At 35.3% G+C, this 24464-nt stretch carries 22 protein-coding genes and 4 tRNA genes; 24 read left to right on the top strand and 2 right to left on the bottom strand.

The genetic code is table 11. The annotated features are described in order from the left end of the window. Window positions 1-55: 55 nt before the first annotated feature. From NAT50_RS00885 to NAT50_RS00875, 3 genes are all read left to right on the top strand, one after another. Entirely contained in the window at window positions 56-430 is a 375-nt protein-coding gene (locus NAT50_RS00885) for a hypothetical protein (protein ID WP_250590541.1), read from the top strand. 113 nt (window positions 431-543) lie between these two features. Continuing rightward, the gene (locus NAT50_RS00880) at window positions 544-1392 is read left to right on the top strand and encodes a FixH family protein (protein ID WP_250590539.1); all 849 of its coding nucleotides are present in this window, start codon (window positions 544-546) and stop codon (window positions 1390-1392) included. Window positions 1393-1444: 52 nt separating this feature from the next. Next, window positions 1445-3442 carry a TonB-dependent receptor domain-containing protein gene (locus NAT50_RS00875; RefSeq protein ID WP_250590537.1) on the top strand — a complete coding sequence of 666 codons (1998 nt, stop codon included), beginning with the start codon at window positions 1445-1447 and terminating at the stop codon, window positions 3440-3442. A gap of 68 nt (window positions 3443-3510) precedes the next feature. Here the strand turns inward: NAT50_RS00875 and lysS are convergent, their stop codons facing one another. Next, window positions 3511-5199, bottom strand: coding sequence for a lysine--tRNA ligase (gene lysS / locus NAT50_RS00870; RefSeq protein ID WP_250590535.1), 1689 nt, complete (start codon window positions 5197-5199; stop codon window positions 3511-3513). Window positions 5200-5404: 205 nt separating this feature from the next. Here lysS and NAT50_RS00865 point away from each other — a divergent pair, with 205 nt between their 5' ends. After that, complete coding sequence (locus tag NAT50_RS00865) at window positions 5405-6148, top strand: hypothetical protein (protein ID WP_250590533.1); 744 nt, start codon at window positions 5405-5407, stop codon at window positions 6146-6148. A 6-nt stretch (window positions 6149-6154) separates the two neighbouring features. Further along, complete coding sequence (gene lipB / locus NAT50_RS00860; protein ID WP_250590531.1) at window positions 6155-6853, top strand: lipoyl(octanoyl) transferase LipB; 699 nt, start codon at window positions 6155-6157, stop codon at window positions 6851-6853. Between the two features lie 144 nt (window positions 6854-6997). Here the strand turns inward: lipB and NAT50_RS00855 are convergent, their stop codons facing one another. Further along, window positions 6998-7657 carry a ribonuclease HII gene (locus NAT50_RS00855; protein ID WP_250590529.1) on the bottom strand — a complete coding sequence of 220 codons (660 nt, stop codon included), beginning with the start codon at window positions 7655-7657 and terminating at the stop codon, window positions 6998-7000. Window positions 7658-7845: 188 nt separating this feature from the next. On the opposite strand from NAT50_RS00855, the gene NAT50_RS00850 reads away from it, so the two are divergent. From NAT50_RS00850 to rplK, 19 genes are all read left to right on the top strand, one after another. After that, window positions 7846-11049 (top strand): SusC/RagA family TonB-linked outer membrane protein, encoded by a 3204-nt coding sequence (locus NAT50_RS00850; RefSeq protein ID WP_250590527.1) that lies wholly within the window; start codon window positions 7846-7848, stop codon window positions 11047-11049. Window positions 11050-11061: 12 nt separating this feature from the next. Beyond that, window positions 11062-12543, top strand: coding sequence for a RagB/SusD family nutrient uptake outer membrane protein (locus NAT50_RS00845; protein WP_250590525.1), 1482 nt, complete (start codon window positions 11062-11064; stop codon window positions 12541-12543). 73 nt (window positions 12544-12616) lie between these two features. Next, a complete protein-coding gene (locus NAT50_RS00840) occupies window positions 12617-14533 on the top strand; it encodes a putative porin (RefSeq protein ID WP_250590523.1) in 1917 nt (638 codons plus the stop codon). A gap of 40 nt (window positions 14534-14573) precedes the next feature. Continuing rightward, the gene (locus NAT50_RS00835) at window positions 14574-15935 is read left to right on the top strand and encodes a pyridoxal-phosphate dependent enzyme (protein ID WP_250590521.1); all 1362 of its coding nucleotides are present in this window, start codon (window positions 14574-14576) and stop codon (window positions 15933-15935) included. A gap of 112 nt (window positions 15936-16047) precedes the next feature. Beyond that, window positions 16048-17316, top strand: coding sequence for a DUF2851 family protein (locus NAT50_RS00830; RefSeq protein ID WP_250590519.1), 1269 nt, complete (start codon window positions 16048-16050; stop codon window positions 17314-17316). 40 nt (window positions 17317-17356) lie between these two features. Next, on the top strand, window positions 17357-17584 hold the full coding sequence (locus tag NAT50_RS00825; RefSeq protein ID WP_250590517.1) for a PspC domain-containing protein: 228 nt from the start codon (window positions 17357-17359) through the stop codon (window positions 17582-17584). Between the two features lie 3 nt (window positions 17585-17587). Beyond that, the gene (locus NAT50_RS00820) at window positions 17588-18469 is read left to right on the top strand and encodes a ComEA family DNA-binding protein (RefSeq protein WP_250590515.1); all 882 of its coding nucleotides are present in this window, start codon (window positions 17588-17590) and stop codon (window positions 18467-18469) included. A 34-nt stretch (window positions 18470-18503) separates the two neighbouring features. Then, the gene (locus NAT50_RS00815) at window positions 18504-19673 is read left to right on the top strand and encodes an acyl-CoA dehydrogenase family protein (protein WP_250590513.1); all 1170 of its coding nucleotides are present in this window, start codon (window positions 18504-18506) and stop codon (window positions 19671-19673) included. Between the two features lie 221 nt (window positions 19674-19894). Next, window positions 19895-20089: a 30S ribosomal protein S21 gene (gene rpsU / locus NAT50_RS00810; protein WP_250590511.1), complete on the top strand. Its 195-nt coding sequence runs from the start codon at window positions 19895-19897 to the stop codon at window positions 20087-20089. Window positions 20090-20157: 68 nt separating this feature from the next. After that, window positions 20158-21063 carry a tyrosine-type recombinase/integrase gene (locus NAT50_RS00805; protein ID WP_250590509.1) on the top strand — a complete coding sequence of 302 codons (906 nt, stop codon included), beginning with the start codon at window positions 20158-20160 and terminating at the stop codon, window positions 21061-21063. 23 nt (window positions 21064-21086) lie between these two features. After that, on the top strand, window positions 21087-21389 hold the full coding sequence (gene hpf, locus NAT50_RS00800) for a ribosome hibernation-promoting factor, HPF/YfiA family (RefSeq protein ID WP_250590507.1): 303 nt from the start codon (window positions 21087-21089) through the stop codon (window positions 21387-21389). Between the two features lie 88 nt (window positions 21390-21477). After that, window positions 21478-21551: transfer RNA gene (locus NAT50_RS00795), tRNA-Thr, on the top strand. 25 nt (window positions 21552-21576) lie between these two features. Then, window positions 21577-21657 (top strand) — tRNA-Tyr (locus tag NAT50_RS00790). Window positions 21658-21738: 81 nt separating this feature from the next. Then, a tRNA-Thr gene (locus tag NAT50_RS00785) sits at window positions 21739-21810 on the top strand. Window positions 21811-21867: 57 nt separating this feature from the next. Next, window positions 21868-23055: an elongation factor Tu gene (tuf, locus tag NAT50_RS00780; RefSeq protein ID WP_250590505.1), complete on the top strand. Its 1188-nt coding sequence runs from the start codon at window positions 21868-21870 to the stop codon at window positions 23053-23055. 54 nt (window positions 23056-23109) lie between these two features. Beyond that, window positions 23110-23180: transfer RNA gene (locus NAT50_RS00775), tRNA-Trp, on the top strand. Window positions 23181-23195: 15 nt separating this feature from the next. Next, the gene (secE, locus tag NAT50_RS00770; RefSeq protein WP_250590503.1) at window positions 23196-23393 is read left to right on the top strand and encodes a preprotein translocase subunit SecE; all 198 of its coding nucleotides are present in this window, start codon (window positions 23196-23198) and stop codon (window positions 23391-23393) included. A gap of 9 nt (window positions 23394-23402) precedes the next feature. Further along, window positions 23403-23954: a transcription termination/antitermination protein NusG gene (nusG, locus tag NAT50_RS00765; protein ID WP_250590501.1), complete on the top strand. Its 552-nt coding sequence runs from the start codon at window positions 23403-23405 to the stop codon at window positions 23952-23954. Between the two features lie 63 nt (window positions 23955-24017). Beyond that, window positions 24018-24458, top strand: coding sequence for a 50S ribosomal protein L11 (gene rplK / locus NAT50_RS00760; protein WP_250590499.1), 441 nt, complete (start codon window positions 24018-24020; stop codon window positions 24456-24458). Window positions 24459-24464: the final 6 nt, after the last annotated feature.

Here is a 24464-nt window from a genome sequence, read left to right as displayed (position 1 = left end):
GGTTTAATATGATTTTTGTTAGGAATATCAAGATTTTGTTTTTTACCTTTGTGAAGTGAAATACCTTTTATCCATAATTGCCCTGTTATTCTTAGCTAAGCCCGTTTTGCCGGTGGTCGATTACGTGGTGAATTATGAGTACATTTCAAAAGTGCTTTGTGAAAACAAGGCAAAACCCGAATTGGAATGTAACGGTAAATGTCAATTGATGAAAGAATTGGCAAAAGCTTCCGAAGAGGAAAAACCATTGTCATCGGATAAAAAAAATACAACTCCTGTATTCGAAATTTTGTTTTTTCAGGAAATAAATGATTTCAATTGGACTCAGGTTTATTTCCAAGACCGTAACGCGACCTTCAATCACTATTCAAATTTATATTGCTATTTAAATAGTGATACCGTTTTTCATCCTCCTGTTTTTATTGTTTAAAGTAATCAAAAATTAGGTCTTCTGTTCTGCTTAGAGCAGTAAAGACTCATGTATCTTATCTGGAACTTACGGGCTCCGGAGGATCTTTTATAAACTTTAATTAATAAAATAAAATGAAATTTATATTCAAAAATGTAATTGCTGCACTAGTGGCAAGCCTAACTATTGTTTCTTGTAATGATGCGGATGATTCGGTAAAAATAAACGAATTGGAGGGTTTGACTAAAATTAATGAATTTTCAAACGATGTTCATACCATAGAACTGTATACCAACAAAGCAGGATTAGAACAAGGCTATAATGAGGTAATGTTCCGAATTAAAAATAAGGTAGAGGGCAACTATGTGAAAAATGCAACGGCCAATTGGTTGCCGGTGATGCACATGACAACGAAATCGCATTCTTGTCCTAAATCGGCGATCAGCAAACCGGGAAATAACGAAACGCTTTACAAAGGGTATATTGTTTTTCAAATGCCTCAAAATGATACAGAATACTGGGATTTGAAAATAGATTACGCTATTGAAGGAAGCGACTATTCTGCAACATCGGTGATAAATGTACCGGCTGCTGCAAAAAGAACAGTAACGACTTTCACAGGAACCGATGGGGTTAAATATATCATGGCTTTGGTAGCGCCAACCGCTCCCAAAGTAGCCGTAAACGAGATGAAAGTGGGTGTTTTTAAAATGCAGGACATGATGACATTTCCGGTGGTAGATGGTTATACCGTTAAGATTGATCCGAGAATGCCAAGTATGGGAAATCATGGTTCACCAAATAATGTTAATCCGGTACAAGCCGTTCAAGGGGGACTATACGATGGAAAGTTGTCGTTGACCATGACCGGATATTGGAAAATCAATCTCCAATTGGCGAACACTACCGGAACAGTTGTGAAAGGAGAAGAAATTACCGATACAGTAGAATCAAGCAGTATTTTCTTTGAAGTAGAATTTTAATTAGTTTTTATAAAGGTCAAAATCTTCGTTTTGACCTTTTTTTACCTTTTATATGAAAAAAAATACAATCGTTTGGGGATTGTTGTTTTTTTCGATTTCAATGCTATGGAGTCAATCGCCCATAGTGGATTCACTTAAAACAAAAGAGTTAAAAGAAGTGATAGTGATTGGGAAAAATAACCATCCGGCAGACAAACAGGAAAAACCATTAGCTACTGTAGAAGAATATCTGCAAAAATCACATAAAGTAGGCATGATAAAACGAGGCGCGTATGCCTGGGAACCGATGCTGAATTCTATGGCTACGGAACGAACAGTACTCACCATTGATGGAATGCGGATTTTTGGAGCTTGCACCGATAAGATGGATCCGATGACTTCGTATGTGGAGATTTCGAATTTGTCGGAGGCAACCATACATTCCGGCCAGGAAGGTGCGCATTTTGGAAATACGATTGGAGGATCGGTCGATCTGAAACGGACAAAGAGTAATTTTGACCAAGGAGGTTGGAAAGGAAGTCTTCAATCCGGTTTCGAATCTAATAATTCTCAAAAAATCATCGGAGGAAAGCTGAATTTTTCCGATAGTACATTGTATGTGGGTTCAAATTTTATGTATCGGGACGCAGAAAATTATAAAGCGGGTAACCATAAGGAAGTACTGTATTCGCCTTTTACAAAATGGAATCTTTCACTCACTACCGGAGTTAAAATCGCAAAGAACAAAGTGTTGGAAGGCTCCGTAATCTATGATAAGGCTGTGGATGTGGGTTATCCGGCTTTACCGATGGATGTTTCTTTGGCAGAAGCCATTATTACGTCGTTAAGATATGAAGTGCAGCCGTTAGGATCATCAGTAAAGCAATGGGAAACCAAGATGTATTTTAATAGCATCACGCACAAGATGGATGATACTACGCGTCCCGACGTACCCATTCATATGGATATGCCGGGATGGAGTAAAACATTCGGGATGTATTCGATTCTCTCGGGCACAGTGAAGGAACACGATCTTCAATTAAATCTGAATTCTTTTTACAATTCAGCCTTGGCCGAAATGACTATGTATCCTAAGGATCCCAACGAATCGGAAATGTATATGTATACGTGGCCCAATATAGGAACTTTCTATACCGGTGTATTTGCAGAAGACCGCTGGTGGCTGGAGGATCATCAGAGTTTGAAGTTTTCTTTGGGCTTGGCCAGTCATAACAATACCTTTAGAGATAATCTGGGCAGAGAAACGCTTCAGATTTTTTATCCTGATGTAAGTAAAACCAAGGCAAGACTATTGGTAAGCACTTCAGTGAATTACCAACAAGAGAAAAATAAGCTGGAATGGGGCGTAGGCTTGGGGTATGGAGACCGGGCGCCTTCCGTTTCAGAAGGGTACGGATTTTATCTTTTTAATAGTTTTGACGGATTTGATTATATTGGTAATCCTAATTTAAAAAATGAAAAAGCGCTGGAAGGGAATGCGTTTCTGACATTCAAAACAAAAGGAATCAAGAGTAAATTATCGGCGGCCTACTTTCATATTTATGATTACATCATAGGAATACCTCACAAGACTTTAGTTCCCATGACAATTGGGGCCAATGGAGTTAAAGTATATACGGCTTTGAAACAGGCTAAACAATTTTCTGCCGATTGGAGTACAGAAATCAGATGGGGGAAATACATTCTTGGAAAGGCTCATCTAGGTTATAGTTTTGGGGAAGGGAGTAAAGGAGAAAAATTACCACTGATACGACCGTTGAGTTATAATTTTTCGCTGCAATACGCTCAAAAACAATTCAACGCCGAGATAGAAGTACAAGGGAATGGGGTGCAAAACAATTACAACCCTTTCTTTGGAGAAGACAAAACGGCGGATTATGCTATTTTAAATGCTACGATAGGCTATCGGTTTTCGGTGTTAAAAAATCAAATGATGTTGAAAACAGGGATTGAAAATATTTTAGACGCTTATTATACGACTTATTCCGATTGGAAGAATATACCTCGGAAAGGGAGAAATGTTTTTATACATTGGACCTTTGAGCTATAAAAAAACGGAACTCTAATAAGAGTTCCGTTTTTTATAAGTTTAATTTTTATTTCTGAAAATAGTTCCAATTAACTTAAAACGACTGTTTTTTGATCGCCGTCTACAACAACTTTTGTCAAACCATGTTTTGCCAAACCTTTCATGGCAGCATCCCATTTTTTGCCACTCAATCCGGTTTTTTCTTTCAAACTGCCTAGTGGTTGATGGTTTTCGACTTTCAGTAAATTGATGATTAGTTTTTCGTCTTCACTCAATTCAGGGCCTTTTTTCTCGGGACGCATCTGAGGGAAGAATAAAACTTCCTGGATGGAAGCATTATTGGTCAGGAACATAATTAAACGGTCCATGCCGATTCCTAAACCGGAAGTAGGCGGCATACCGTATTCCAAAGCTCTTAAGAAATCCTGATCAATAAACATCGCCTCGTCATCGCCTCTTTCCGACAGCGCCATCTGTGCTTCAAAACGTTCGCGTTGATCAATAGGATCGTTCAATTCGGAATACGCATTGGCAATTTCTTTCCCACAAACCATCAATTCAAAACGTTCGGTCAAATCAGGGTTGTCTCGGTGCGATTTGCAAAGGGGCGACATTTCTTTGGGATAATCTGTAATGAAAGTAGGCTGAATAAAGTTTCCTTCGCATTTTGCTCCGAAAATTTCGTCAATCAGTTTTCCTTTACCCATGGTTTCATCGACTTCAATTCCCATCCCTTTGGCTGCTTCAAACAATTCGGCTTCAGTTTTACCGGAAATATCGAAACCGGTAAATTGTTTAATCGCATCGGTCATCGTGATACGAGCATAAGGGGCTTTAAAGTTTACGTTGTGTTCTCCAAACGTAGCTTCGGTGGTACCGTTTACCTGTAAAGCACAATATTCTAACAAGTTTTCGGTAAACTCCATCATCCAGTTGTAGTCTTTATAAGCTACATAGATTTCCATGGCCGTAAACTCAGGGTTATGGGTTCTGTCCATTCCTTCGTTACGGAAGTTTTTCGAAAATTCATAGACTCCATCAAAACCACCCACGATTAATCTTTTCAGATACAATTCGTTGGCAATTCTCATATACAATGGAATGTCCAAGGCGTTGTGATGCGTAACGAAAGGACGCGCAGAGGCTCCTCCTGGAATAGATTGCAAAATTGGTGTTTCAACTTCCATATAACCCGCTTCGTTAAAGAAGGTTCTCATGGCATTGAATAATTTTGTTCTTTTATAAAAAACCTCTTTCACCTGCGGATTCACCACCAAATCCACATAACGCATACGATAACGTAATTCTGGATCCACGAAAGCATCAAAAACATTTCCTTCGTCATCGGTTTTAGGAAGAGGTAATGGTCGTAAAGTTTTACTTAAAAAAGAAAAAGTAGTCACACGAATACATTTTGCTCCTACTTGAGTAGTAAACAATTCACCTTCTACACCAATAAAATCTCCCAAGTCGGTCAATTTTCTAAAAACTTGGTTGTATAGCGTTTTGTCTTCTCCAGGACAAATTACATCTCGGTTTAAATACAGCTGAATTCTTCCTTCACTGTCTTGCAATTCTGCGAAACAAGCTTTCCCCTGATCACGCATACTCATAATACGTCCGGCGACAACCACCTTTTTGCCTTCTTCAAAATTGTCTTTCACCTGTTTCGAAGTGTGATCTACAGGGTATAAGTTGGCAGGATAAGGGTTGATGCCCAGTTCGCGTAATGCGTTCAGTTTGTCTCTTCTGATAATTTCTTGTTCCGAAAGTTGCATAACAATAATTTTTTAAGCCTGCAAAGATAAGGCATTTTAGTTCAAGTTTCAAGTCTGATTTTTAACGATTCAGGAGCGATTTGTCATAGAAAATCAGTGGAGCCTATTCCCGCTTTCGCCTTTAGTTGCTCATAGCTTTGCAAGCTATCGGCTCTATCGGGGCTAATTGGCAAACTATTCGTATATTTGACAAAATTATGATGGTATGAAAAAAATCCTTTTTTTACTTGTTTTAACCTTAGGTATAACAAGTTGTACTTTCACGGAAGAAATTATGATTAACCCAGATGGGTCGGGAAAATATATTTTGCAAATGGATGGTTCTGCTTTTATGGCTATGATGCCTAAAGATTCGGTTTCGGGCAGCATGGGAAAATCCATAGATTCTGTTTTTTCTTTTAAGAAAATTCTCGAAGAAAAAAAAGACAGTATCACCAAGCTCTCATTGAAAGAACAAGAGCGTTTGAAAAAATTGGAGAATTTTAAAATGCACCTGAAGATGAAGGAAGACTCAAAAGAATTTTTGTTCTCTCTCTTTTCGCCTTTTTCATCCGTTGCCGAATTGCAGGAAATGACCAATAATATAAAGGAGTTGAATGCGTTGGATAAAAAAACGCAGTCCATAGGGCCAATGTCGGATATCGGAATTTTCGGAAATAACGGGGCCACCATGAATTATACATACAATGGCAAGAAGTTTACCAGAAAGGCAGTGGCAAATCAATCACAACAAAAAGACTTAAAAAATGATTCGTTAAATTCCTATCAGATGATCTTTGAATCGTCCAAATACATTGTTAAATATCATTTCCCAAAGGCGGTAAAAAAAGTGAATAATCCCACCGCTTTATTTTCGGAAGATAGAAAAACCATCACTTTAGAATATTCTTTCAATGAATACAGAAGAGAGCCAGAAAAATTAAACTTAGAAATTGAGTTTGTAAAATAATTTAAAATGAATAGAAAAATCCAACTCAAAGATTTGGGTACCAGAGATTACAAAGAGACTTGGGATTTTCAGGAATCGCTTTTTGCGGACATTGTAAATCAGAAAATGCAAAAAAAAGAAAATCCTGAAATAGAAACGGCTAATTATTTTCTTTTTGTAGAACATCCTCATGTGTATACTTTAGGGAAAAGTGGCGATATTAGTAATTTGTTGCTGTCTGAAAAACAATTGGAAGAAAAAGGAGCTACTTTTTATAAAATCAATCGGGGAGGAGATATTACCTATCATGGCCCGGGACAAATCGTTGGATATCCTATTCTGGATCTGGAGAATTTTTTTACAGATATACATAAATACTTGCGTTTGTTAGAGGAAGCGATCATTCTGACGCTGTCGGATTACGGTTTACAATCGGAAAGAAGTGAAGGAGAAACAGGTGTCTGGTTGGGAGTAGGAACCCCTTTTGCCCGAAAAATATGCGCTATGGGCGTAAGAGCTTCGCGTTGGGTTACGATGCATGGTTTTGCGTTAAATGTGAATGCGAACCTGGGCTATTTTGATAATATTATTCCTTGCGGGATCAAAGGCAAAGCAGTGACCTCAATGCAGGTAGAGTTAGGACATGAAGTGGATGAGGCGGAAGTAAAAGAAAAAATTCTAAAACATTTTCAAAATCTTTTCGAAGCAGAAATGATTAAGGCTTGATTTTTTTAATGACTGGTAAAGTTATTATAGGACGGGGCATATCCATGCCTATCCCATACCTATCCCATACCTATCCCATATTTATCGTATAGTATAGTTGAGGTTTTTAGGGAACACACCCCGTATTCTTGAAACACTCTTTACTTAAAAATCAAAACTCAATTGTTCCGGTAATAATCTGAAAGACAAACGATGGTATTTGCTGGGGCCATATTGGGCAATGGCTTCGCGATGTTCTTTGGTAGGGTAGCCTTTGTTTTTATTCCATCCGTACATGGGAAATTCTTCGTGAATACGATTCATGTATTCGTCTCGGTAGGTTTTGGCTAAAACAGAAGCGGCGGCAATACTCAAATACTTGCTGTCCCCTTTAATAATACTTTGATTGGGAATAGATTGTAATAGTTCAATTTCTTCTTTAGTAAAATTATATCCGTGTTGGGTGTTAATTCCTAACTTACTAAAAATAGGACGATTTCCGTCTACAATTAAATACTCAGGTCTTGTTTCGAGTTTTAAAATACTTTCCTGCATGGCTTTCATGGAGGCATTTAAAATGTTTATTTCGTCAATTTCTTGGTTGTGGATATGTGTAAATGAGAAACAAATAGCTTTCTCTTCAATCAAAGGTTTTATTTTTTCTCTGATTTTTTCAGATAATTGCTTCGAATCATTTAGTTTTTCTACAAAAAAACCTTCCGGGAGTATAATAGCGGCTGCTGTAACAGGTCCGGCAAGGCATCCTCTTCCAGCTTCGTCCGTTCCGCATTCAAATACATTATTGCTAAAACTTTGATGTAACATAAAGTTAATTTTGACAAAAATACTGCTTTGGGGGGAATATCCTGAGAATTTAGTTGCTTTTTTAATAAATGTTTAATGTGTTTTGATTCTTTCTTGTGTTAATCTAAAAAAGATTTGACAATTTTATATTTGGTAAATTAAGAAATTATTAAGAAGTTTGCGAAATAACTAACTCAAATAAAAAAAATATGAGATCAAAGTTCAAATGGATTTTTACACTATTTATGGTGTTTACGATGCAGTTTTCTTTCGCTCAAGAGAAAACGGTTACTGGAGTTGTATCTGATGCCTCAGGTCCACTGCCAGGAGTTAACGTTGTGGTAAGAGGAACTCAACGTGGAACAGCAACAGGTTTTGATGGTAGATATTCGATCAAAGCAAAAGAAGGTGAGGTTTTAGTATTCTCCTTCATGGGTATGAGTGATGTTTCAAAAACAGTTGGGGCTTCTAACGACATGAACGTTACCATGAAAGATGAATCTACTAAACTTAATGAAGTAGTTGTAGTAGGTTATAGTACTACTAAGAAAAGAGATTTTGTCGGTTCGATTAAAGAGGTAAAATCGGAACAACTATCCAAAAAGAATGTTTCGAGTGTTACGCAGGCCTTAGCTGGAGAGGTTGCCGGTGTTAGAGTTATTAATACATCTGGTCAGCCAGGTACAGTTGGAACGGTACGAGTTAGAGGTTTAGGATCTGTAAACGGTAACAGAAGTCCACTTTATGTGGTTGACGGTGTGCCTTACAGTGGTCGAATTGAATCGATTAATCCAAACGATATCGCTTCTACGTCGGTTTTAAAAGATGCTACTGCAACTGCTATTTATGGTGCTAGAGGTGCCAATGGGGTTATTTTAATAACAACAAAAAATGCTAAAAAAGGAGAGTCTTTCGTAGAAATAGAAAGTAGAACAGGTTTTAATTTTAGTGCTTTGCCTAGATATGAAACTATTAAGTCTCCTGAAGAATATATTTCTCTTGGCTGGGAAGGTCTTTACAATCAAGGAGTTATTATAAATAATGCTAATCCACTTAATTATGCTAATAATAATTTATTCTCTGGTTTAGGAGTAGCTTCTGCTTATAATATGTGGAATGTAGCCTCTGGGGCAGATTTGATTGATCCGGCTACAGGTATGGTTAGAAGTGGTGTTACAAGAAAATATAATCCTGAAAATTGGGAAGATTATGCTTTCCAAAATTCAATAAGAACAGAGACGAATCTTAGTATGGGTGGAGCCTCTGAAAAATCAAGATATTATTCGTCTATAGGTTATTTGAATGATAAAGGATATTCGATTAATTCTGATTTTGAAAGAATTACAGGTAGATTAAGCTTGACTCAAGATGTGAAAGAATGGTTAAAAGCATCTACTAATATTGGTTACACAATGTCAACAACTAACCAGGGTGGACAGTCTGAAGATTCGGGTAGTGTTTTCTGGTTTGTAGACAATATTCCTTCAATTTATCCTCTATTCATGAGAGATGCTAATGGAAATATTCTTAATAATATTTATGGAAAGCCTGCGTATGATTATGGAGAATCAGGAAGAGGTTTCGGAGCTTTAACTAATGCTATCGCTGATGCATATTATACTTTAGAGCGTGCTAAACGTCAAGAAATTTCAACTAACTCTTCATTTGACGTGAAAATTTCAAATGATTTGACTTTTGAAACAAAAATAGGAACTCAGTATTATGAAAGAAAATTTGATAATTTGAATAATAAATATTTTGGACCTAGTGCTGGTACAAACGGTTCGATATTTAAAACAGATATTCAAATGTTTACTTATAACTTTTTAAAGTTATTACGTTATAAAAAGGTTTTTGGAGTTCATGATTTAGAAGTTTTAGGAGCTCATGAAAATAATTCATATGAATATAAATATTTGAGCGCTTCTAAGAATGAGATGGCATTGCCAATACCTGAATTTGAACAAGCTGCTGTTAATATCGGTGCAACTTCATACACTGATAACGTTAAGTTAGAGAGTTTCTTTTCTCAGTTGAATTATAACTTCGATAAAAAATATTTCTTCACAGGGACAATTAGACGTGATGGAAGTTCAAGATTTTTAAAAGACAAATGGGGTAATTTCTGGTCATTAGGTTTAGCATGGAATGTTACTAATGAAAACTTCATGAAAGATCAAACCTTATTTAGCAACTTAAAAGTGAAAACTAGTTATGGTTTAACTGGAGAACAAGATGGAGTAGGTCTTTATCCTGGTTATGACAGATATAATACTGATACTGGTGCAGGAGGTACTATCTCTTTTCCATTTTCATCTAAAGGAAATCCTAATTTGACATGGGAAACTTCTAAAATGTTCCAAGCAGGTGTGGAATTTGATATTAAAGACAGATTTGAAGCTAGTATAGATGTTTATCGTAAGTTAACAGATGATCTTTTATTTCAAAGAAGAGTTGCAATTTCTGATGGTTATGCAATTATTAATGTTAATGATGGTCAATTAGAAAATAGAGGATTAGAGTTTGATCTAACTGGTCATATCTTAAAAGGAAAAGATGGTTACCTTGATCTTTCAATTAACGGAGAGATTTTAGATAATAAATTATTAAGAATGCCTATAGACCCTTCTACTGGTAAGGAAAAAACAATTGATGTACAAGGATTATATGGTCGTGCGGTAGGTCATTCAATATATGATTTTTATTTAAGAGAATGGGCTGGAGTAGATCCTGCTACTGGACAAGCAATGTGGGTTCAACATTATGATGATGCTAACGGTAATGGTGCTGTGGATACAGGAGAAGGTATTTTGTCTTTAACTGATTATTTAACTAAGAACCCTGATAGAAAAGATTTTATAGAAAAAACTAATGTAACAAATTATGCTTTAGCTACTCAGAAATTCGTAGGGAAATCTATTATTCCTGATGTAAGAGGAGCAGTTAATTTATCAGCAGGTTACAAAGGATTTGATTTCAGTGTTCAAATGTTATATAGTTTTGGTGGATATGCATATGATAGTGCTTATGCCAACTTAATGAATAATGGTCAAGCAGGACAAAACAACTGGCACGTTGATATTAGAGACAGATGGCAGCAACCAGGTGATGTTACTAATGTTCCAAGATTATCTAACAATCAAGATGCTAACGTAGCTTCTGCTTCAACAAGATTTTTGACAAAAGCTGATTATATTAACTTAAACAATATTCGTTTAGGATATAATGTTCCTAAAAGATATACTGAACAATTAAAATTAGCTTCTTTAAGTATATTTGTGTCAGGTGATAACCTATATCTTTCTGCATACAGAAAAGGTTTCAATCCAACTGTTTCTGAAACTGGTGCATCTAGTCAATATACTTATTCACCTTTATCAACTATTTCTGGTGGTGTAAGATTGAAATTTTAAAAAAGATAAATTATGAAAAAGAAAATATTTATAGGACTTTTTTCAAGTCTTGTTTTAATCGGCTGTTCTGAAGATTATTTAGAGGCTAAGCCTAATGAGTTTGTAACTCCAGAACAAGTAGGAGAAGTTTCAGAATACGATCCTTCAATCTTAAATGGATTTTTAAGTGGGGTTTATTCTACAATGTATACTGATGGTGTAGGTGGAACAGATGGCGATGATGATTTTGGACAAAAAGGTATTGATATTTATACTGATATGTTGTCAGGTGATATGGCTTTATCAAGATCTGCTTATGGTTGGTATAGAAATTTGACACGTTTGACAGCTACAGAAGATTTTACCCGTACTGAGAATTATGTGCCATGGCGCTATTATTACAGAATTATTTTTGGTGCAAACAATGTTATCAAGGCGCAAGGCGGAAATGATGCTCAACCAACTACTGATGGTGGTAGATATGCCTTAGGTCAAGCTAAAGCATTAAGAGCTTACGGACATTTTTATTTGCAACAACTTTATGCTAATGAATACATACCAAGTGATAAATCGATTCCTTTAAAATTATCTTCTGATAACAATTCTCAGCCACGTGCCACTTCTTTAGAAGTAATGACACAAGTAGTTAAGGACTTAGAAGAGGCTATTGTTTTGTTAGATGGTTTCTCAAGACCTAACAAAACCTCAATCGATGCAGATGTAGCCAAAGGTTTAGCGGCTTATGCTTATGCTTATATAGGTGATGCAGCTAGCTTGGCTAAGGCTAGAGATTATGCTAAAGATGTTGCAGATAATTCAGGTTATTCTATTTTGTCAAGAACAGAAGCTGTAGGTGGTTTTAACTCTGTTGACTCTAATAGTTGGATGTGGGGAGTTGATTTGACTACCGATATGGGATTTAATTTGGTTTCTTGGTGGGGTCAAGTGGATCTTTTTACATACAGTTATCAATGGGCTGGAGATAGAAAAGCTATAGACAATGGGTTATTCGCTTTAATTAACAATAATGATGTTAGAAAAACTCAATTTAATACTTCTGTAGCAACAACTAACTCACGTTATTTATTACCTTCGAATAAATTCTATCACCCGGGTAGAGCTGAAGGAGGACAAAGATATATAGAAACTGATATCGTTTTTATGAGAGTGGAAGAAATGTACTTGTTGTATGCTGAATGTGCTGCTAAAACAGGTATGGAGTTAGAAGCGAAAGATTATCTAAAATTAGTTCTAGCAAATCGTTTTTCTAATGCAGCTGATTATGCTTACATTGATTCATTAACTGGTCAACCTTTGTTAAATGAGATCTATCTTCAAACTAGAGTTGAGTTTTGGGGTGAAGGAAAGAGCTATTTAGCGATGAAGAGAAATAAAGCTACTATCAGTAGAGGCTCAAATCACTTGTCTTTCCAAGGCGTTCCTATGCCTTATAATGATCCAAGATTAACATTTGAAATTCCACAAGCTGAAGTTTTAAATAATCCTAATTTGTAAAACTTAAACTCCCGCAATTTGCGGGAGTTTTTTTATGCTTTCTTTTTCGCTTCATTTGTGTATTTTTGTAGCGATGAAGAATTTTTTTAGTATAATCATAGTAGTGCTCTCATTTTCTGTTTATGGACAAGAAAATGATTCTCGTTTTTCAAAAGATACAATCCGAAGATCATTACGAGCAACGCCTAAATCTTTTCCCAAGGCTACCCAAGACATGTATAAAATAGTCTCTTTGGAAAAAGATACTGTTTTTGTAGATACTTCTTTGACTATAGAGTCGGATTATAAATTTAATTATTTAAGAAAAGATAATTTTGGTTTGCTGCCATTTGCTAATGATGGTCATACTTACAATACTTTAGACTTTGGATTGAATTCCTTCGAGGTTTTACCTAGATTCGGATTTAAAGCGAAATATTTTAATTTCTACGAATCGAAAGATATTCACTATTACAATGTAGCAACACCTTTGACAGAATTATACTTTAAAACAACTCTAAAGCAAGGGCAAAGTCTTGAGGCATTTATAACATTGAATACTTCGAAAAATCTTAATTTTTCAATCAGTTATAAAGGATTAAGATCCTTAGGACATTATTTGAATTCCTTGTCTAGCAATGGAAATTTCGTCTTTACTACCAGCTATAATACTTCGGATAAACGGTACATTGCCAATGTACACTTTGCAGGCCAGGACTTTCTGAATAATGAAAATGGAGGCTTACTTAATAAAGCCGATTTTGAATCGGGTGACCCCGAATTTAACCAACGTGCTCGATTAGAAGTTAATTTCGAAGATGCTTCGTCGGTCTTAAAATCCAAAAGATATTTTATAGATCATTCTTTTAGAATCAATAAAAAGGATATGGCTAATAATATATTATTAGACCATCAGTTTACTTATGAAACTCGTTTTTTTGAGTTTAAAAAAACTACAGCGACCGATAAATTTGGTTCTTCTTACGTAAGTAGCAATTATAATGATTTTGTAAAATCAAATTATTTGTACAATAGGTTAGGGGCCACTTTTAGTAACTCTTTGGTAGGTAAATTCAATGTGTTTCTGGAGAATTATAAATACAATTATTTTTACGACAGATATACATTGTCAAACAATCAGGTAATTGTTCCTAATTCGAACAATAATTCTTTGAATGCTGTTGGAGGAAAATATTTTTACAATAAAGGCAAAGTCAAAGGCTATGGATTATTTTCCAAAGCTTTCTCGAATCAGACTTTTTCAAAGTTAGATCTATTTGCACGTTATGAATTCAACCCGAAAAACTCGTTTAGTGCACAATATCAGAATTTGAGTAAAGTACCGGATTTGAATTTTACTTTATATCAGAGCGATTTTGTCAATTATAATTGGCATAACAGCTTCAGTAACGAAAAAATCAACGAATTAAAAGTTTCTTTCAAAACACAATGGCTGAATGCAGAAGCAAAATTTACAGTCTTAAACGATCATTTGTATTTTAGTAATGATGATGCCTCTGGACAAACCATAGTGATGTCTCCCAAACAATATACTGGTACCATTAATTATTTGTCTGTAAAAGCGAATAAAGAAATTAAATTTGGCAAGTTTGCTCTGGACAATACTTTGTTGTTTCAACAAGTAGGACAAGATGATGAAATTGTTAATGTACCGAAGATTCTGACTCGCAACACTATCTATTTTACGGACTATTTTTTTCAAAAAGCTTTATACCTTCAAACAGGTTTTACAGTTCAGTATTTTACTAAATATTATGGCAATAGCTACAACCCTTTGATGGCAGAATTTTATGTGCAGAATCAGGAAAAAATTGGAGGTTTTCCTCTAGTTGATTTTTTTGTCAATGCGCGAGTACGTCAAACCCGGATTTTCTTGAAAGCAGAACATTTTAACTCAAGCTTCACAGGATATAATTATTATTCGGCACCAAACTATCCGTATAAAGATTTTGTGATTCGTTTTGGTTTAGTTTGGAATTTTTTCGATTAATAGCTTCAATTAGTTAACTTTGTACCCTAAAATTTTAAAAATGCAATACGCAAAAAACATACTAGAAACAATAGGAAATACTCCTTTAGTAAAATTAAATAAAGTGACAGCCGAGGTAGATGCTTTGGTTTTAGCTAAAGTAGAAACGTTCAATCCAGGGAATTCCGCGAAAGACCGTATGGCTTTAAAAATGATTGAAGATGCAGAAGCAGACGGAAGATTAAAACCGGGAGGAACTATTATCGAAGGAACATCGGGAAATACCGGTATGGGATTGGCTTTAGCCGCTATTGTGAAAGGATATAAGTTAATTTGTGTGATATCGGATAAACAATCAAAGGAAAAAATGGATATCCTTCGTGCGGTTGGTGCCAAAGTAGTGGTATGTCCCACCGATGTAGAGCCTACCGATCCTCGTTCGTATTACTCTGTTTCTAAACGTTTGGCTGAAGAAACTCCCAACGGATGGTATGTAAACCAATACGATAATCCCTCTAATACCCAAGCCAACTATGAACAGACAGGCCCTGAAATTTGGGAACAAACTGATGGTAAAATCACTCACTTTATTGTAGGAGTAGGAACAGGTGGAACGATTTCAGGAATTGCCAAATATTTAAAAGAGAAAAACCCTAATATTAAGATTTGGGGTGTAGACACTTACGGATCTGTGTTCAAAAAATATCATGAAACAGGAATCTTCGATGAAAACGAGATTTATTCTTATATCACAGAGGGAATAGGGGAAGATATTTTGCCTAAAAATGTTGATTTCTCATTAATTGACGGATTCACGAAAGTAACCGATAAGGACGCCGCTGTTTATACACGTAAAATAGCATTAGAAGAAGGAATTTTTGTAGGAAACTCTTCAGGTGCAGCTATAAAAGGTTTGTTGCAATTAAAAGATCAATTCAAACCAGATGATGTTGTGGTGGTTTTATTTCATGATAGCGGTAGCCGTTATGTAGGTAAAATATTCAATGATGACTGGATGCGTGAGCGCGGTTTCCTAGAAGATGAAATAACAAAAGCGGAAGATTTGATTAAAGACCACTTAGACAAACCTCTAGTTGTGGTTCGCACAGAAGAATTGGTTTCTCACGCTATAGAGCGCATGCGTAAATATAAAATTTCGCAAATTCCTGTTATCGATGTGAATGGTTTTGCAGGATCAGTAGACGAATCTGATTTATTTCAAGCGTTTATTGCTGATAAAGATGTTGCCGATAGACCTATACGTGAAGTAATGGGTAAACCATATCCTGTTGTGAAATTAGGTACTCCGGTAGAAGAAGTCTCTAAATTGATTAGTAAAGATAATCAAGCTGTATTGGTAGATTTAGGAAATAATAAATATCATATCATCACAAAGCATGATATTATTAATTCGATAAAATAATTTTCTATAATCATAATATAAAAACCTTCGGACAAAATATTGTTTGGGGGTTTTTCTTTTTTTTGTATTTTTGATCTGTTTATAAGCCATTTAGAATTTTACACGCCACATTATGAAAGAAGATTTTTTGCACTACCTATGGCAATATCAGAAATTTGCCAACACCAATCTACGAACCACGCAAGTAGAATCACTTCAAGTTTTATACATCGGACAATATCTACAGCAAGCAGGTCCTGATTTTTTTAATGCCCAAATCGTTATTGGAAATCAAAAATGGGCAGGAAACGTCGAAATTCATATAAATTCTTCCGATTGGTACTTGCATCATCACGAACGGGATGAAAATTACGATAATGTTATTTTACATGTTGTATGGCAACACGATACAGAAGTTTTTCGAAGGGATAATACCGAAATTCCGGTTTTGGAGTTACAGCATTATGTTTCTCACGAGTTACTCCATCAATACAAGAATTTAATCCGTTCGAAAAAATGGATCAATTGTGAAAATGAGATCCAATCTATCCCACAATTAGTAGTCAAAAATTGGATGGAGCGATTATTTTTCGATCGTCTGGAACGAAAATCAAAGTCTATACAAGAAGTATTGAAGAATAATCAAAACGATTGGGAAGCAACTTTTTTTACTTTGATAGCTAAAAATTTTGGATTAAACAGTAACGGAGAAGCTTTTTTGGAGCTAGCAAAATCGATTCCTTTTTCGGTGATTCGAAAAGAAGCTTTCGATGTGCAATATTTGGAAGCACTTTTCTTTGGGCAGGCAAATTTATTACCAAAAGAACCTCAAGATCATTATGTCAAAGAGCTAGTAGATTTGTATCAGTATTTAAAAATAAAATATCAAATAGAAGAACAGTCATCTTTGTCTGTCCATTTTTTTAGATTAAGACCAGATAATTTCCCCACGATTCGTTTGGCTCAATTGGCAATGTTATACCACAAACAACGAAATTTGTTTTCTCAAATACTTCAAGCCAATGAACTTGAGGAGTTTTATAAAATATTTAATGTTTCGGTTTCCGAGTATTGGTTGTCGCATTATAATCTTGAAAAACCGTCTCGATATAAAGAAAAACCGTTATCTAAATCATTTGTAGATTTACTAATTATTAATACCATCGTTCCTCTGAAGTTCGCTTACTATACTAGCTTAGGAGAAGAAACCACAGAAAGTTATATTCGTTTACTGGAAAAAATAATTACTGAAAAAAATGCAGTGGTTGAGAAATTTAAACACATTGGTATTGTAGCCCAGAATGCATTTGAATCACAAGCTTTGTTGCAATTAAAAAATGATTATTGTGATCAGAATAAATGTTTACAATGTGCTATTGGTGTTGCTGTTTTAAAAAATTAAAAAATATTGTAGCTTTACAGAAAATGTAAAAATTTTACATATGTCTTTTGTACTGAAATTAAAGTATTTTTTTGAAGAACAAGGTTTTCATATTGCTTCGCGTTTGGCAGAAAAGCTCGGAATGCGAACCAATAGTGTGAGATTGTTTTTTATTTATATTTCTTTCGTGACTGCGGGTCTGTGGTTTGGGGTATACCTAACCATAGGTTTTGTGATGAAGTTAAAGGATTTGGTTCGTGCAAAGAGAAGTTCAGTTTTTGATTTATAGTCTATGAATTTTAAAGACCTTCTCAATTTTAATCGCGAACAACGTATCGGTTTAGTTATTTTAGTGGCTATTATTATTTCTCTTCAGCTAAGTTACTATCTCATTGATTTTTCTTCTACTAAAAAAATGACTCCAGAAGAAGAAAAATGGTTGTCAATGCAAACGGCTATCGATTCTCTAAAAAATAATTCAGAGGAGAATAGTTATAAAATGTATCCCTTCAATCCGAATTTTATTACCGATTTCAAAGGATATAAGTTAGGAATGAATGTTGAAGAAATCGATCGGTTATTGGCTTTTCGTAAAACGGGAAAATTTGTCAATTCAGCCGAAGAGTTTCAAAAAGTGACAAAAGTTTCGGATTCATTGTTGGCTGCCATTTCTCCTTACTTTAAATTTCCGGATTGGGTTAAGAATAAACAATTATACGCTAAACAATATCCAAAATATGAGGCGCAGTCTTTTTATAAAAAGGAAAAGAAGATTGTGATTTTGGATATAAATCAAGCTTCAAAAGAAGATTTGATGAAGATCTACGGAATCGGGGATGCCATTTCAGATCGAATATTAAAACAGAAAGAACAATTGGGCGGATTCGTAAGTATGGCGCAAATGGAAGATGTTTGGGGACTTTCGCCCGAAGTTATTGCGGAACTGAATAAATATTTTAGAGTAACGGTCATTCCTGAGGTTCGAAAAATTGACATCAATAATGAATCGGTAAAAAATTTAGCGAAGTTTCCTTATTTTAGATATGCCTTGGCACGCGAAATTGTAACTTATCGCAGTATGAACAACGGGATAAAATCTATAGAAGATTTAACAAAAGTTCAAGGTTTCCCAGTTGATAAATCAAAAATTATTGCCCTATATTTGGACTTCTAAAAACAACACATTTTTTAAAACATTTTTAGTATACATGAATTCAATATATTTTACAGAAGAACACCAATTATTCAGAGAGAGTTTTCGTGATTTTTTACAAAAAGAAGTAGTACCTCATATAGAAAAGTGGGAAAAAACAGGACAGGTAGAACGTTTTATCTGGAAAAAATTCGGAGAAATGGGGTTTTTCGGGCTAAATTATCCTGAAGCTTACGGAGGATCAAATTTAGATTTGTTCTATACCGTTATATTTTTAGAAGAACTTCAAAAAATCAAATCGTCTGGATTTGCTGCAGCTATGTGGGCTCATGCTTATTTAGCCATGACACATTTGAATGCGGAAGGTGACGAGCGTATAAAAAAGGAATACCTTGCGGCAAGTATTGCTGGTGAAAAAATAGGTGCTTTGTGTATTACAGAACCTTTTGGAGGAAGTGATGTGGCAGGTATGCGTACAGTAGCGGAGAAAAAAGGAAATAAATACATTATCAATGGTTCTAAAACCTTTATTACTAATGGAGTTTATGCTGATTATTATGTTTTAGCGGCTAAGACAAATCCGGAATTGGGTAATAAGGGTATAAGTATCTTTTTAGTAGATGCAAAATCAAATGGTATTTCAGCTACAAAATTAGATAAACTGGGTTGGCGAGCTTCCGATACTGCGGAAATTGCTTTTGATAATGTAGAAATACCTGAAGAAAATTTAATGGGTGAAGAAGGAAAGGGCTTTCCTTACATTATGCAACATTTTGCGTTAGAGCGATTAGTTATGGCTATCAATGCGCATGCAAGAGCAGAATATGCTATTGATTATACTCTAGACTATATGTCACAACGAGAAGCATTTGGTACAAAAATAAATCAGTTTCAAGCTTTAAGACATACCTTAGTGGAACACGCAACAGAAGTTGAGCATTGTAAAATCTTCAATTATTTGGCTGTTTCTAGATTAGTAAAGGGCGAATATGTGGTGAAAGAAGCTACTATGGCCAAATTAAAATCTACTAAAGTTGCCGATCAAGCGATCTACGATTGTTTACAAATGTTGGGAGGTTATGGATATATGGAAGAATATCCGTTGGCTCGTTTGTTTAGAGATAGTCGCTTAGGCCCAATTGGAGGAGGAACTTCTGAAATTTTGAAAGAAATTTTGTCGAAAATGATCATCGACAATAAAAATTATAAGCCAGCAGTAAAATAGTTTTTAATACAATATTGGTTTTCTTCAATTAGTAAAAGAAGGCCGTGATATATAGAAGCCAAGAAGTAATACGATTTCTTGGCTTTTTCAATTTTAGGCCTCAAACTTTATGAATTTCTGTGTTTGAAGTGTTTAATTCTTTTCTTTTTCTTTAAAAAGAATTTGTAATCTAAAATAATTTCATACTTTTGCAGCCGTAAATGAGAGGAGGTGTCTAGATTATGTTAATTATACCAATTAAAGACGGAGAAAATATCGATAGAGCGTTAAAACGTTACAAAAGAAAATTCGACAAAACCGGAGTTGTACGTCAGTTAAGAGCACGTCAGCAATTTACTAAACCTTCTGTAACAAGAAGAGCGCAAATTCAAAAAGCGCAGTATATCCAAGGTTTGAAAGATAGCTTAGAGAGTTAGTAAAATAATTTCTCAAAAATAAATACGTTAGTAATAGAAGTTTTATACTTTTATGCTAACGTTTTTTTATGCAATCCAATCAACAAAAATTTCTCGATTATCTCATTAAAGAAAAAAAATATTCTTTGCATACGGCTTTGGCTTATGGAAAAGATTTGGAGTTTTTTCAGCTATTCCTCAATGAAAATTTCGAAGGTACTCAATTGGAAGATGTGTCTTATACACTTGTTAGAAGTTGGGTGGTGTCAATGGTTGATTCGGGAATGAGTAATACTACCGTAAATAGAAAAATAGCTTCCTTAAAAGCGTTTTGTAAATTTCTATTAAAAACTAAGCAAATTGAAATAAATCCATTGGCTAGGCATAAAGCTTTGAAGACGCCAAAAAAAATACAAATTCCTTTTTCGGAAGAAGAGTTGGATTCAGTCTTGAATCATATTAACTATGAACAGAATTTCGATGGAATCAGGAACAAATTAATTATAGATCTGTTTTATACTACAGGAATTCGGCGTTCTGAATTAATTGGTTTGCAATTGCATAATGTAGATCTTGAAACTTCGGTGATCAAGGTTTTAGGAAAACGCAATAAAGAGCGTGTAATTCCGCTATTGCCTTTAATGAAAGAGCAGTTAAATGCATATTTGCATGAAAGAAAATTACTGAAATCAATAATAGATGTGAATTATTTATTTCTGCTTTCTAACGGAAATAAATTGAATGAAACGTTTGTTTATCGATTAATAAATGATTACTTTAGTAATGTATCAGAGAAGGTAAAAAAGAGCCCGCACATGTTACGACACACGTTTGCGACTCATATGCTTAATCATGGTGCTGATTTGAATTCAATTAAAGAATTGTTAGGGCATTCAAGTCTTGCGTCAACCCAAGTTTATACTCAATCTAGTTTAACTGAGCTTAAAAAAGTATATCAAAATGCGCATCCAAGAAACCAAAATGATTCTTTATAATGTTTAATTAAAAGTTTTTTATTATGAAGGTAAATGTTCATGCAGTTAATTTTAACATTGATAGAAAGTTAGTTGATTTTATTGATGAAAAAGTGAATAAATTAGAGAAGTTTTATGATAGAATTGTTTCCGCTGATGCTTTTCTTAAAGTGGAACAAACCAGTGAAAAAGAAAATAAAGTGGTAGAATTAAAAGTGATTGTGCCTGGTGATGAATTTATTGTTAAAAAAACTTGTAAAACATTCGAGGAAGGGGTGGATCTATCGGTAGAAGCACAACAAAGATTGCTTTTAAAACGTAAAGAAAAATTAAGTGAGCATGCTTAATGAAAAATTTCGTCAAAAAAATTTTGATTAATAAAAATAATACATACATTTGCAGTCCGTTAGAAATAGCGGACTTTTTTAATGAGTCGCCGGTGTAGCTCAGCTGGCTAGAGCAGCTGATTTGTAATCAGCAGGTCGTGGGTTCGAGTCCCTCCATCGGCTCTTTTGAAATATTGCATTAAGGTTAGGGGAGATACTCAAGCGGCCAACGAGGACGGACTGTAAATCCGTTGGGAAACCTTCGCAGGTTCGAATCCTGCTCTCCCCACAATAAAAGTTTGAAGAGTTTTGGGTTTTAAGTGATTTGCAAGAAACATAAAGCTTAAAACGTAAAACAAAAAACTTTACCGCCGGTGTAGCTCAGGGGTAGAGTGCTTCCTTGGTAAGGAAGAGGTCACGGGTTCAAATCCCGTCATTGGCTCAAATTAGTTTAAATTTTTGAACACTAATATATAACTAAGATTAAAAATTAAGTAAAATGGCAAAAGAAAGTTTTAATCGTTCGAAACCGCACTTAAATATCGGTACTATCGGACACGTAGATCACGGAAAAACTACTTTGACTGCTGCAATCACTAAAGTATTATCTGATGCAGGTTACTGTCAAGCAAAATCGTTTGATCAAATCGATAACGCTCCTGAGGAGAAAGAAAGAGGTATTACTATTAATACATCTCACGTAGAGTATGAAACAGCTAACCGTCACTATGCTCACGTTGACTGTCCAGGTCACGCGGATTACGTTAAGAACATGGTTACTGGTGCTGCTCAAATGGACGGTGCTATCTTGGTAGTTGCTGCTACTGATGGTCCAATGCCACAAACTCGTGAGCACATCCTTTTAGGGCGTCAGGTAGGTATTCCTCGTATCGTTGTATTCATGAACAAAGTGGATATGGTTGATGATGCTGAGTTATTAGAGTTAGTAGAAATGGAAATCAGAGATTTATTATCTTTCTATGAATATGATGGAGATAATGGTCCTGTTGTTCAAGGTTCTGCTTTAGGTGGATTAAACAACGATCCGGTATGGGTTCCAAAAATTCTTGAATTGATGGATGCTGTTGATAACTGGATTGAAGAGCCAGTTCGTGATAACGAAAAACCATTCTTGATGCCAGTTGAGGACGTATTCACAATTACAGGTCGTGGTACAGTTGCTACAGGTCGTATCGAAACAGGTGTTGCTAATACTGGAGATCCAGTTGAAATCATCGGTATGGGTGCTGACAAGTTAACTTCTACTATTACTGGAGTTGAGATGTTCCGTAAAATCTTAGATAGAGGTGAAGCTGGTGATAACGTTGGTTTATTATTAAGAGGTATTGACAAAGCTGATATCCGTCGTGGTATGGTTATCTGTAAGCCAGGATCTGTTAAACCACACGCTAAATTCAAAGCTGAGGTTTATATCTTGAAAAAAGAAGAAGGTGGTCGTCACACTCCATTCCATAACAACTACCGTCCACAGTTCTACGTTCGTACAACTGACGTAACAGGTACTATTTCTTTACCTGCAGGTGTTGAGATGGTTATGCCAGGTGATAACTTAACTATCGAAGTTACTTTATTATCTCCAATTGCATTAAACGTAGGTTTACGTTTCGCTATCCGTGAAGGTGGTAGAACAGTTGGTGCTGGTCAGGTAACTGAAATCTTAGAATAATTATATAAGTAATTATAGAAATCCAGCAGTGTACCCTGCTGCTGGATTTTATTTACGGGCGTAGTTCAAGGGTAGAATAGCGGTCTCCAAAACCGTTGATGGGGGTTCGAATCCCTCCGCCCGTGCAAAAACAATATAGAATGAATAAAGTTACTAATTACATATCTGAAGCTTTTGAGGAGTTAAAATCAAATGTAACTTGGCCAACATGGGAAGAAGTGCAAAAACTTACAATAGTTGTTGCGGTTTTTTCTGTGATTATTGCGTTAGCTACATGGGGTATCGACACTGTTTTCGGGAAAGCAATTGCTGGTTTTTTTAACTGGATAAAAGGATAATTTTTTGTTATGGCGGAGACTGGTGTGAAAAAATGGTATGTTGTAAGAGCTGTAAGCGGACAAGAAAATAAGGTTAAGGCTTATATTGAGCAAGAAATTAACCGTGTGGGAATGTCTGACTATATTTCTCAGGTTTTAGTGCCTACAGAAAAGGTAGTGACTGTTCGTGATGGAAAAAAAATTAGCAAGGATAGAGTATATTTTCCTGGTTACGTAATGATTGAAGCTAATTTAACGGGTGAAATTCCTCATATCATCAAGTCTATTACAGGTGTAATTGGTTTCTTAGGTGAAGTTAAGGGAGGTGATCCTGTTCCTTTGCGTTTGTCTGAAGTAAATCGTATGTTAGGAAAAGTAGATGAATTGGCTACTACTGTAGATCACGGAGCTATTCCTTACACTTTAGGAGAAACAGTGAAAGTAACAGATGGTCCTTTCAATGGATTTAATGGAACTGTTGAGAAAATAAATGAAGAAAAGCGCAAGTTGGAAGTAATGGTGAAAATCTTCGGAAGAAAAACACCTCTTGAATTAAGCTTTTCACAAGTAGAAAAAATATAATTTTTGTTACATATAACTCACATCAATCGCTTCCAATTGATCGATGTGCTAAATTTTTAAACAATGGCTAAAGAAGTTAGTAAAGTAGTTAAACTACAAGTAAAGGGAGGTGCTGCGAACCCATCGCCACCGGTTGGACCTGCTTTGGGAGCTGCTGGGGTTAACATCATGGAGTTCTGTAAGCAATTTAATGCTAGAACACAAGATAAACCTGGCAAAGTGTTACCAGTTCAAATTACTGTGTACAAAGACAAATCGTTTGATTTTGTTGTAAAAACTCCACCTGCTGCTATTCAATTATTAGAGGCAACTAAATTAAAATCAGGATCAGGAGAGCCTAATCGTAAAAAAGTAGCTAGTGTTACTTGGGATCAGATTAAGACTATCGCTGAAGACAAAATGCCTGATTTAAATGCATTCACAATTGAAAAAGCGATGAGCATGGTTGCTGGAACAGCTAGATCTATGGGTATAACTGTAACTGGAGATTCTCCTTTAAAATAAGAGAAA

The sequence above is a fragment of the Flavobacterium luminosum genome, assembly GCF_023635005.1.
Taxonomy (GTDB): Bacteria; Bacteroidota; Bacteroidia; order Flavobacteriales; family Flavobacteriaceae; genus Flavobacterium; species Flavobacterium luminosum.
Note: the sequence above shows the minus strand (reverse complement) of the source record. Positions and strands in the feature narration are given on the sequence as shown.

What these genes read in the sequence shown, in the direction of transcription:
- NAT50_RS00880 (WP_250590539.1), top strand. Translation starts at nt 544, where the DNA reads ATGAAATTTATATTCAAAAATGTAATTGCTGCACTAGTGGCAAGCCTA.
- NAT50_RS00875 (WP_250590537.1), top strand. Translation starts at nt 1,445, where the DNA reads ATGAAAAAAAATACAATCGTTTGGGGATTGTTGTTTTTTTCGATTTCA.
- lysS (WP_250590535.1), bottom strand. Translation starts at nt 5,199, where the DNA reads ATGCAACTTTCGGAACAAGAAATTATCAGAAGAGACAAACTGAACGCA.
- NAT50_RS00865 (WP_250590533.1), top strand. Translation starts at nt 5,405, where the DNA reads ATGAAAAAAATCCTTTTTTTACTTGTTTTAACCTTAGGTATAACAAGT.
- lipB (WP_250590531.1), top strand. Translation starts at nt 6,155, where the DNA reads ATGAATAGAAAAATCCAACTCAAAGATTTGGGTACCAGAGATTACAAA.
- NAT50_RS00855 (WP_250590529.1), bottom strand. Translation starts at nt 7,657, where the DNA reads ATGTTACATCAAAGTTTTAGCAATAATGTATTTGAATGCGGAACGGAC.
- NAT50_RS00850 (WP_250590527.1), top strand. Translation starts at nt 7,846, where the DNA reads ATGAGATCAAAGTTCAAATGGATTTTTACACTATTTATGGTGTTTACG.
- NAT50_RS00845 (WP_250590525.1), top strand. Translation starts at nt 11,062, where the DNA reads ATGAAAAAGAAAATATTTATAGGACTTTTTTCAAGTCTTGTTTTAATC.
- NAT50_RS00840 (WP_250590523.1), top strand. Translation starts at nt 12,617, where the DNA reads ATGAAGAATTTTTTTAGTATAATCATAGTAGTGCTCTCATTTTCTGTT.
- NAT50_RS00835 (WP_250590521.1), top strand. Translation starts at nt 14,574, where the DNA reads ATGCAATACGCAAAAAACATACTAGAAACAATAGGAAATACTCCTTTA.
- NAT50_RS00830 (WP_250590519.1), top strand. Translation starts at nt 16,048, where the DNA reads ATGAAAGAAGATTTTTTGCACTACCTATGGCAATATCAGAAATTTGCC.
- NAT50_RS00825 (WP_250590517.1), top strand. Translation starts at nt 17,357, where the DNA reads ATGTCTTTTGTACTGAAATTAAAGTATTTTTTTGAAGAACAAGGTTTT.
- NAT50_RS00820 (WP_250590515.1), top strand. Translation starts at nt 17,588, where the DNA reads ATGAATTTTAAAGACCTTCTCAATTTTAATCGCGAACAACGTATCGGT.
- NAT50_RS00815 (WP_250590513.1), top strand. Translation starts at nt 18,504, where the DNA reads ATGAATTCAATATATTTTACAGAAGAACACCAATTATTCAGAGAGAGT.
- rpsU (WP_250590511.1), top strand. Translation starts at nt 19,895, where the DNA reads ATGTTAATTATACCAATTAAAGACGGAGAAAATATCGATAGAGCGTTA.
- NAT50_RS00805 (WP_250590509.1), top strand. Translation starts at nt 20,158, where the DNA reads ATGCAATCCAATCAACAAAAATTTCTCGATTATCTCATTAAAGAAAAA.
- hpf (WP_250590507.1), top strand. Translation starts at nt 21,087, where the DNA reads ATGAAGGTAAATGTTCATGCAGTTAATTTTAACATTGATAGAAAGTTA.
- tuf (WP_250590505.1), top strand. Translation starts at nt 21,868, where the DNA reads ATGGCAAAAGAAAGTTTTAATCGTTCGAAACCGCACTTAAATATCGGT.
- secE (WP_250590503.1), top strand. Translation starts at nt 23,196, where the DNA reads ATGAATAAAGTTACTAATTACATATCTGAAGCTTTTGAGGAGTTAAAA.
- nusG (WP_250590501.1), top strand. Translation starts at nt 23,403, where the DNA reads ATGGCGGAGACTGGTGTGAAAAAATGGTATGTTGTAAGAGCTGTAAGC.
- rplK (WP_250590499.1), top strand. Translation starts at nt 24,018, where the DNA reads ATGGCTAAAGAAGTTAGTAAAGTAGTTAAACTACAAGTAAAGGGAGGT.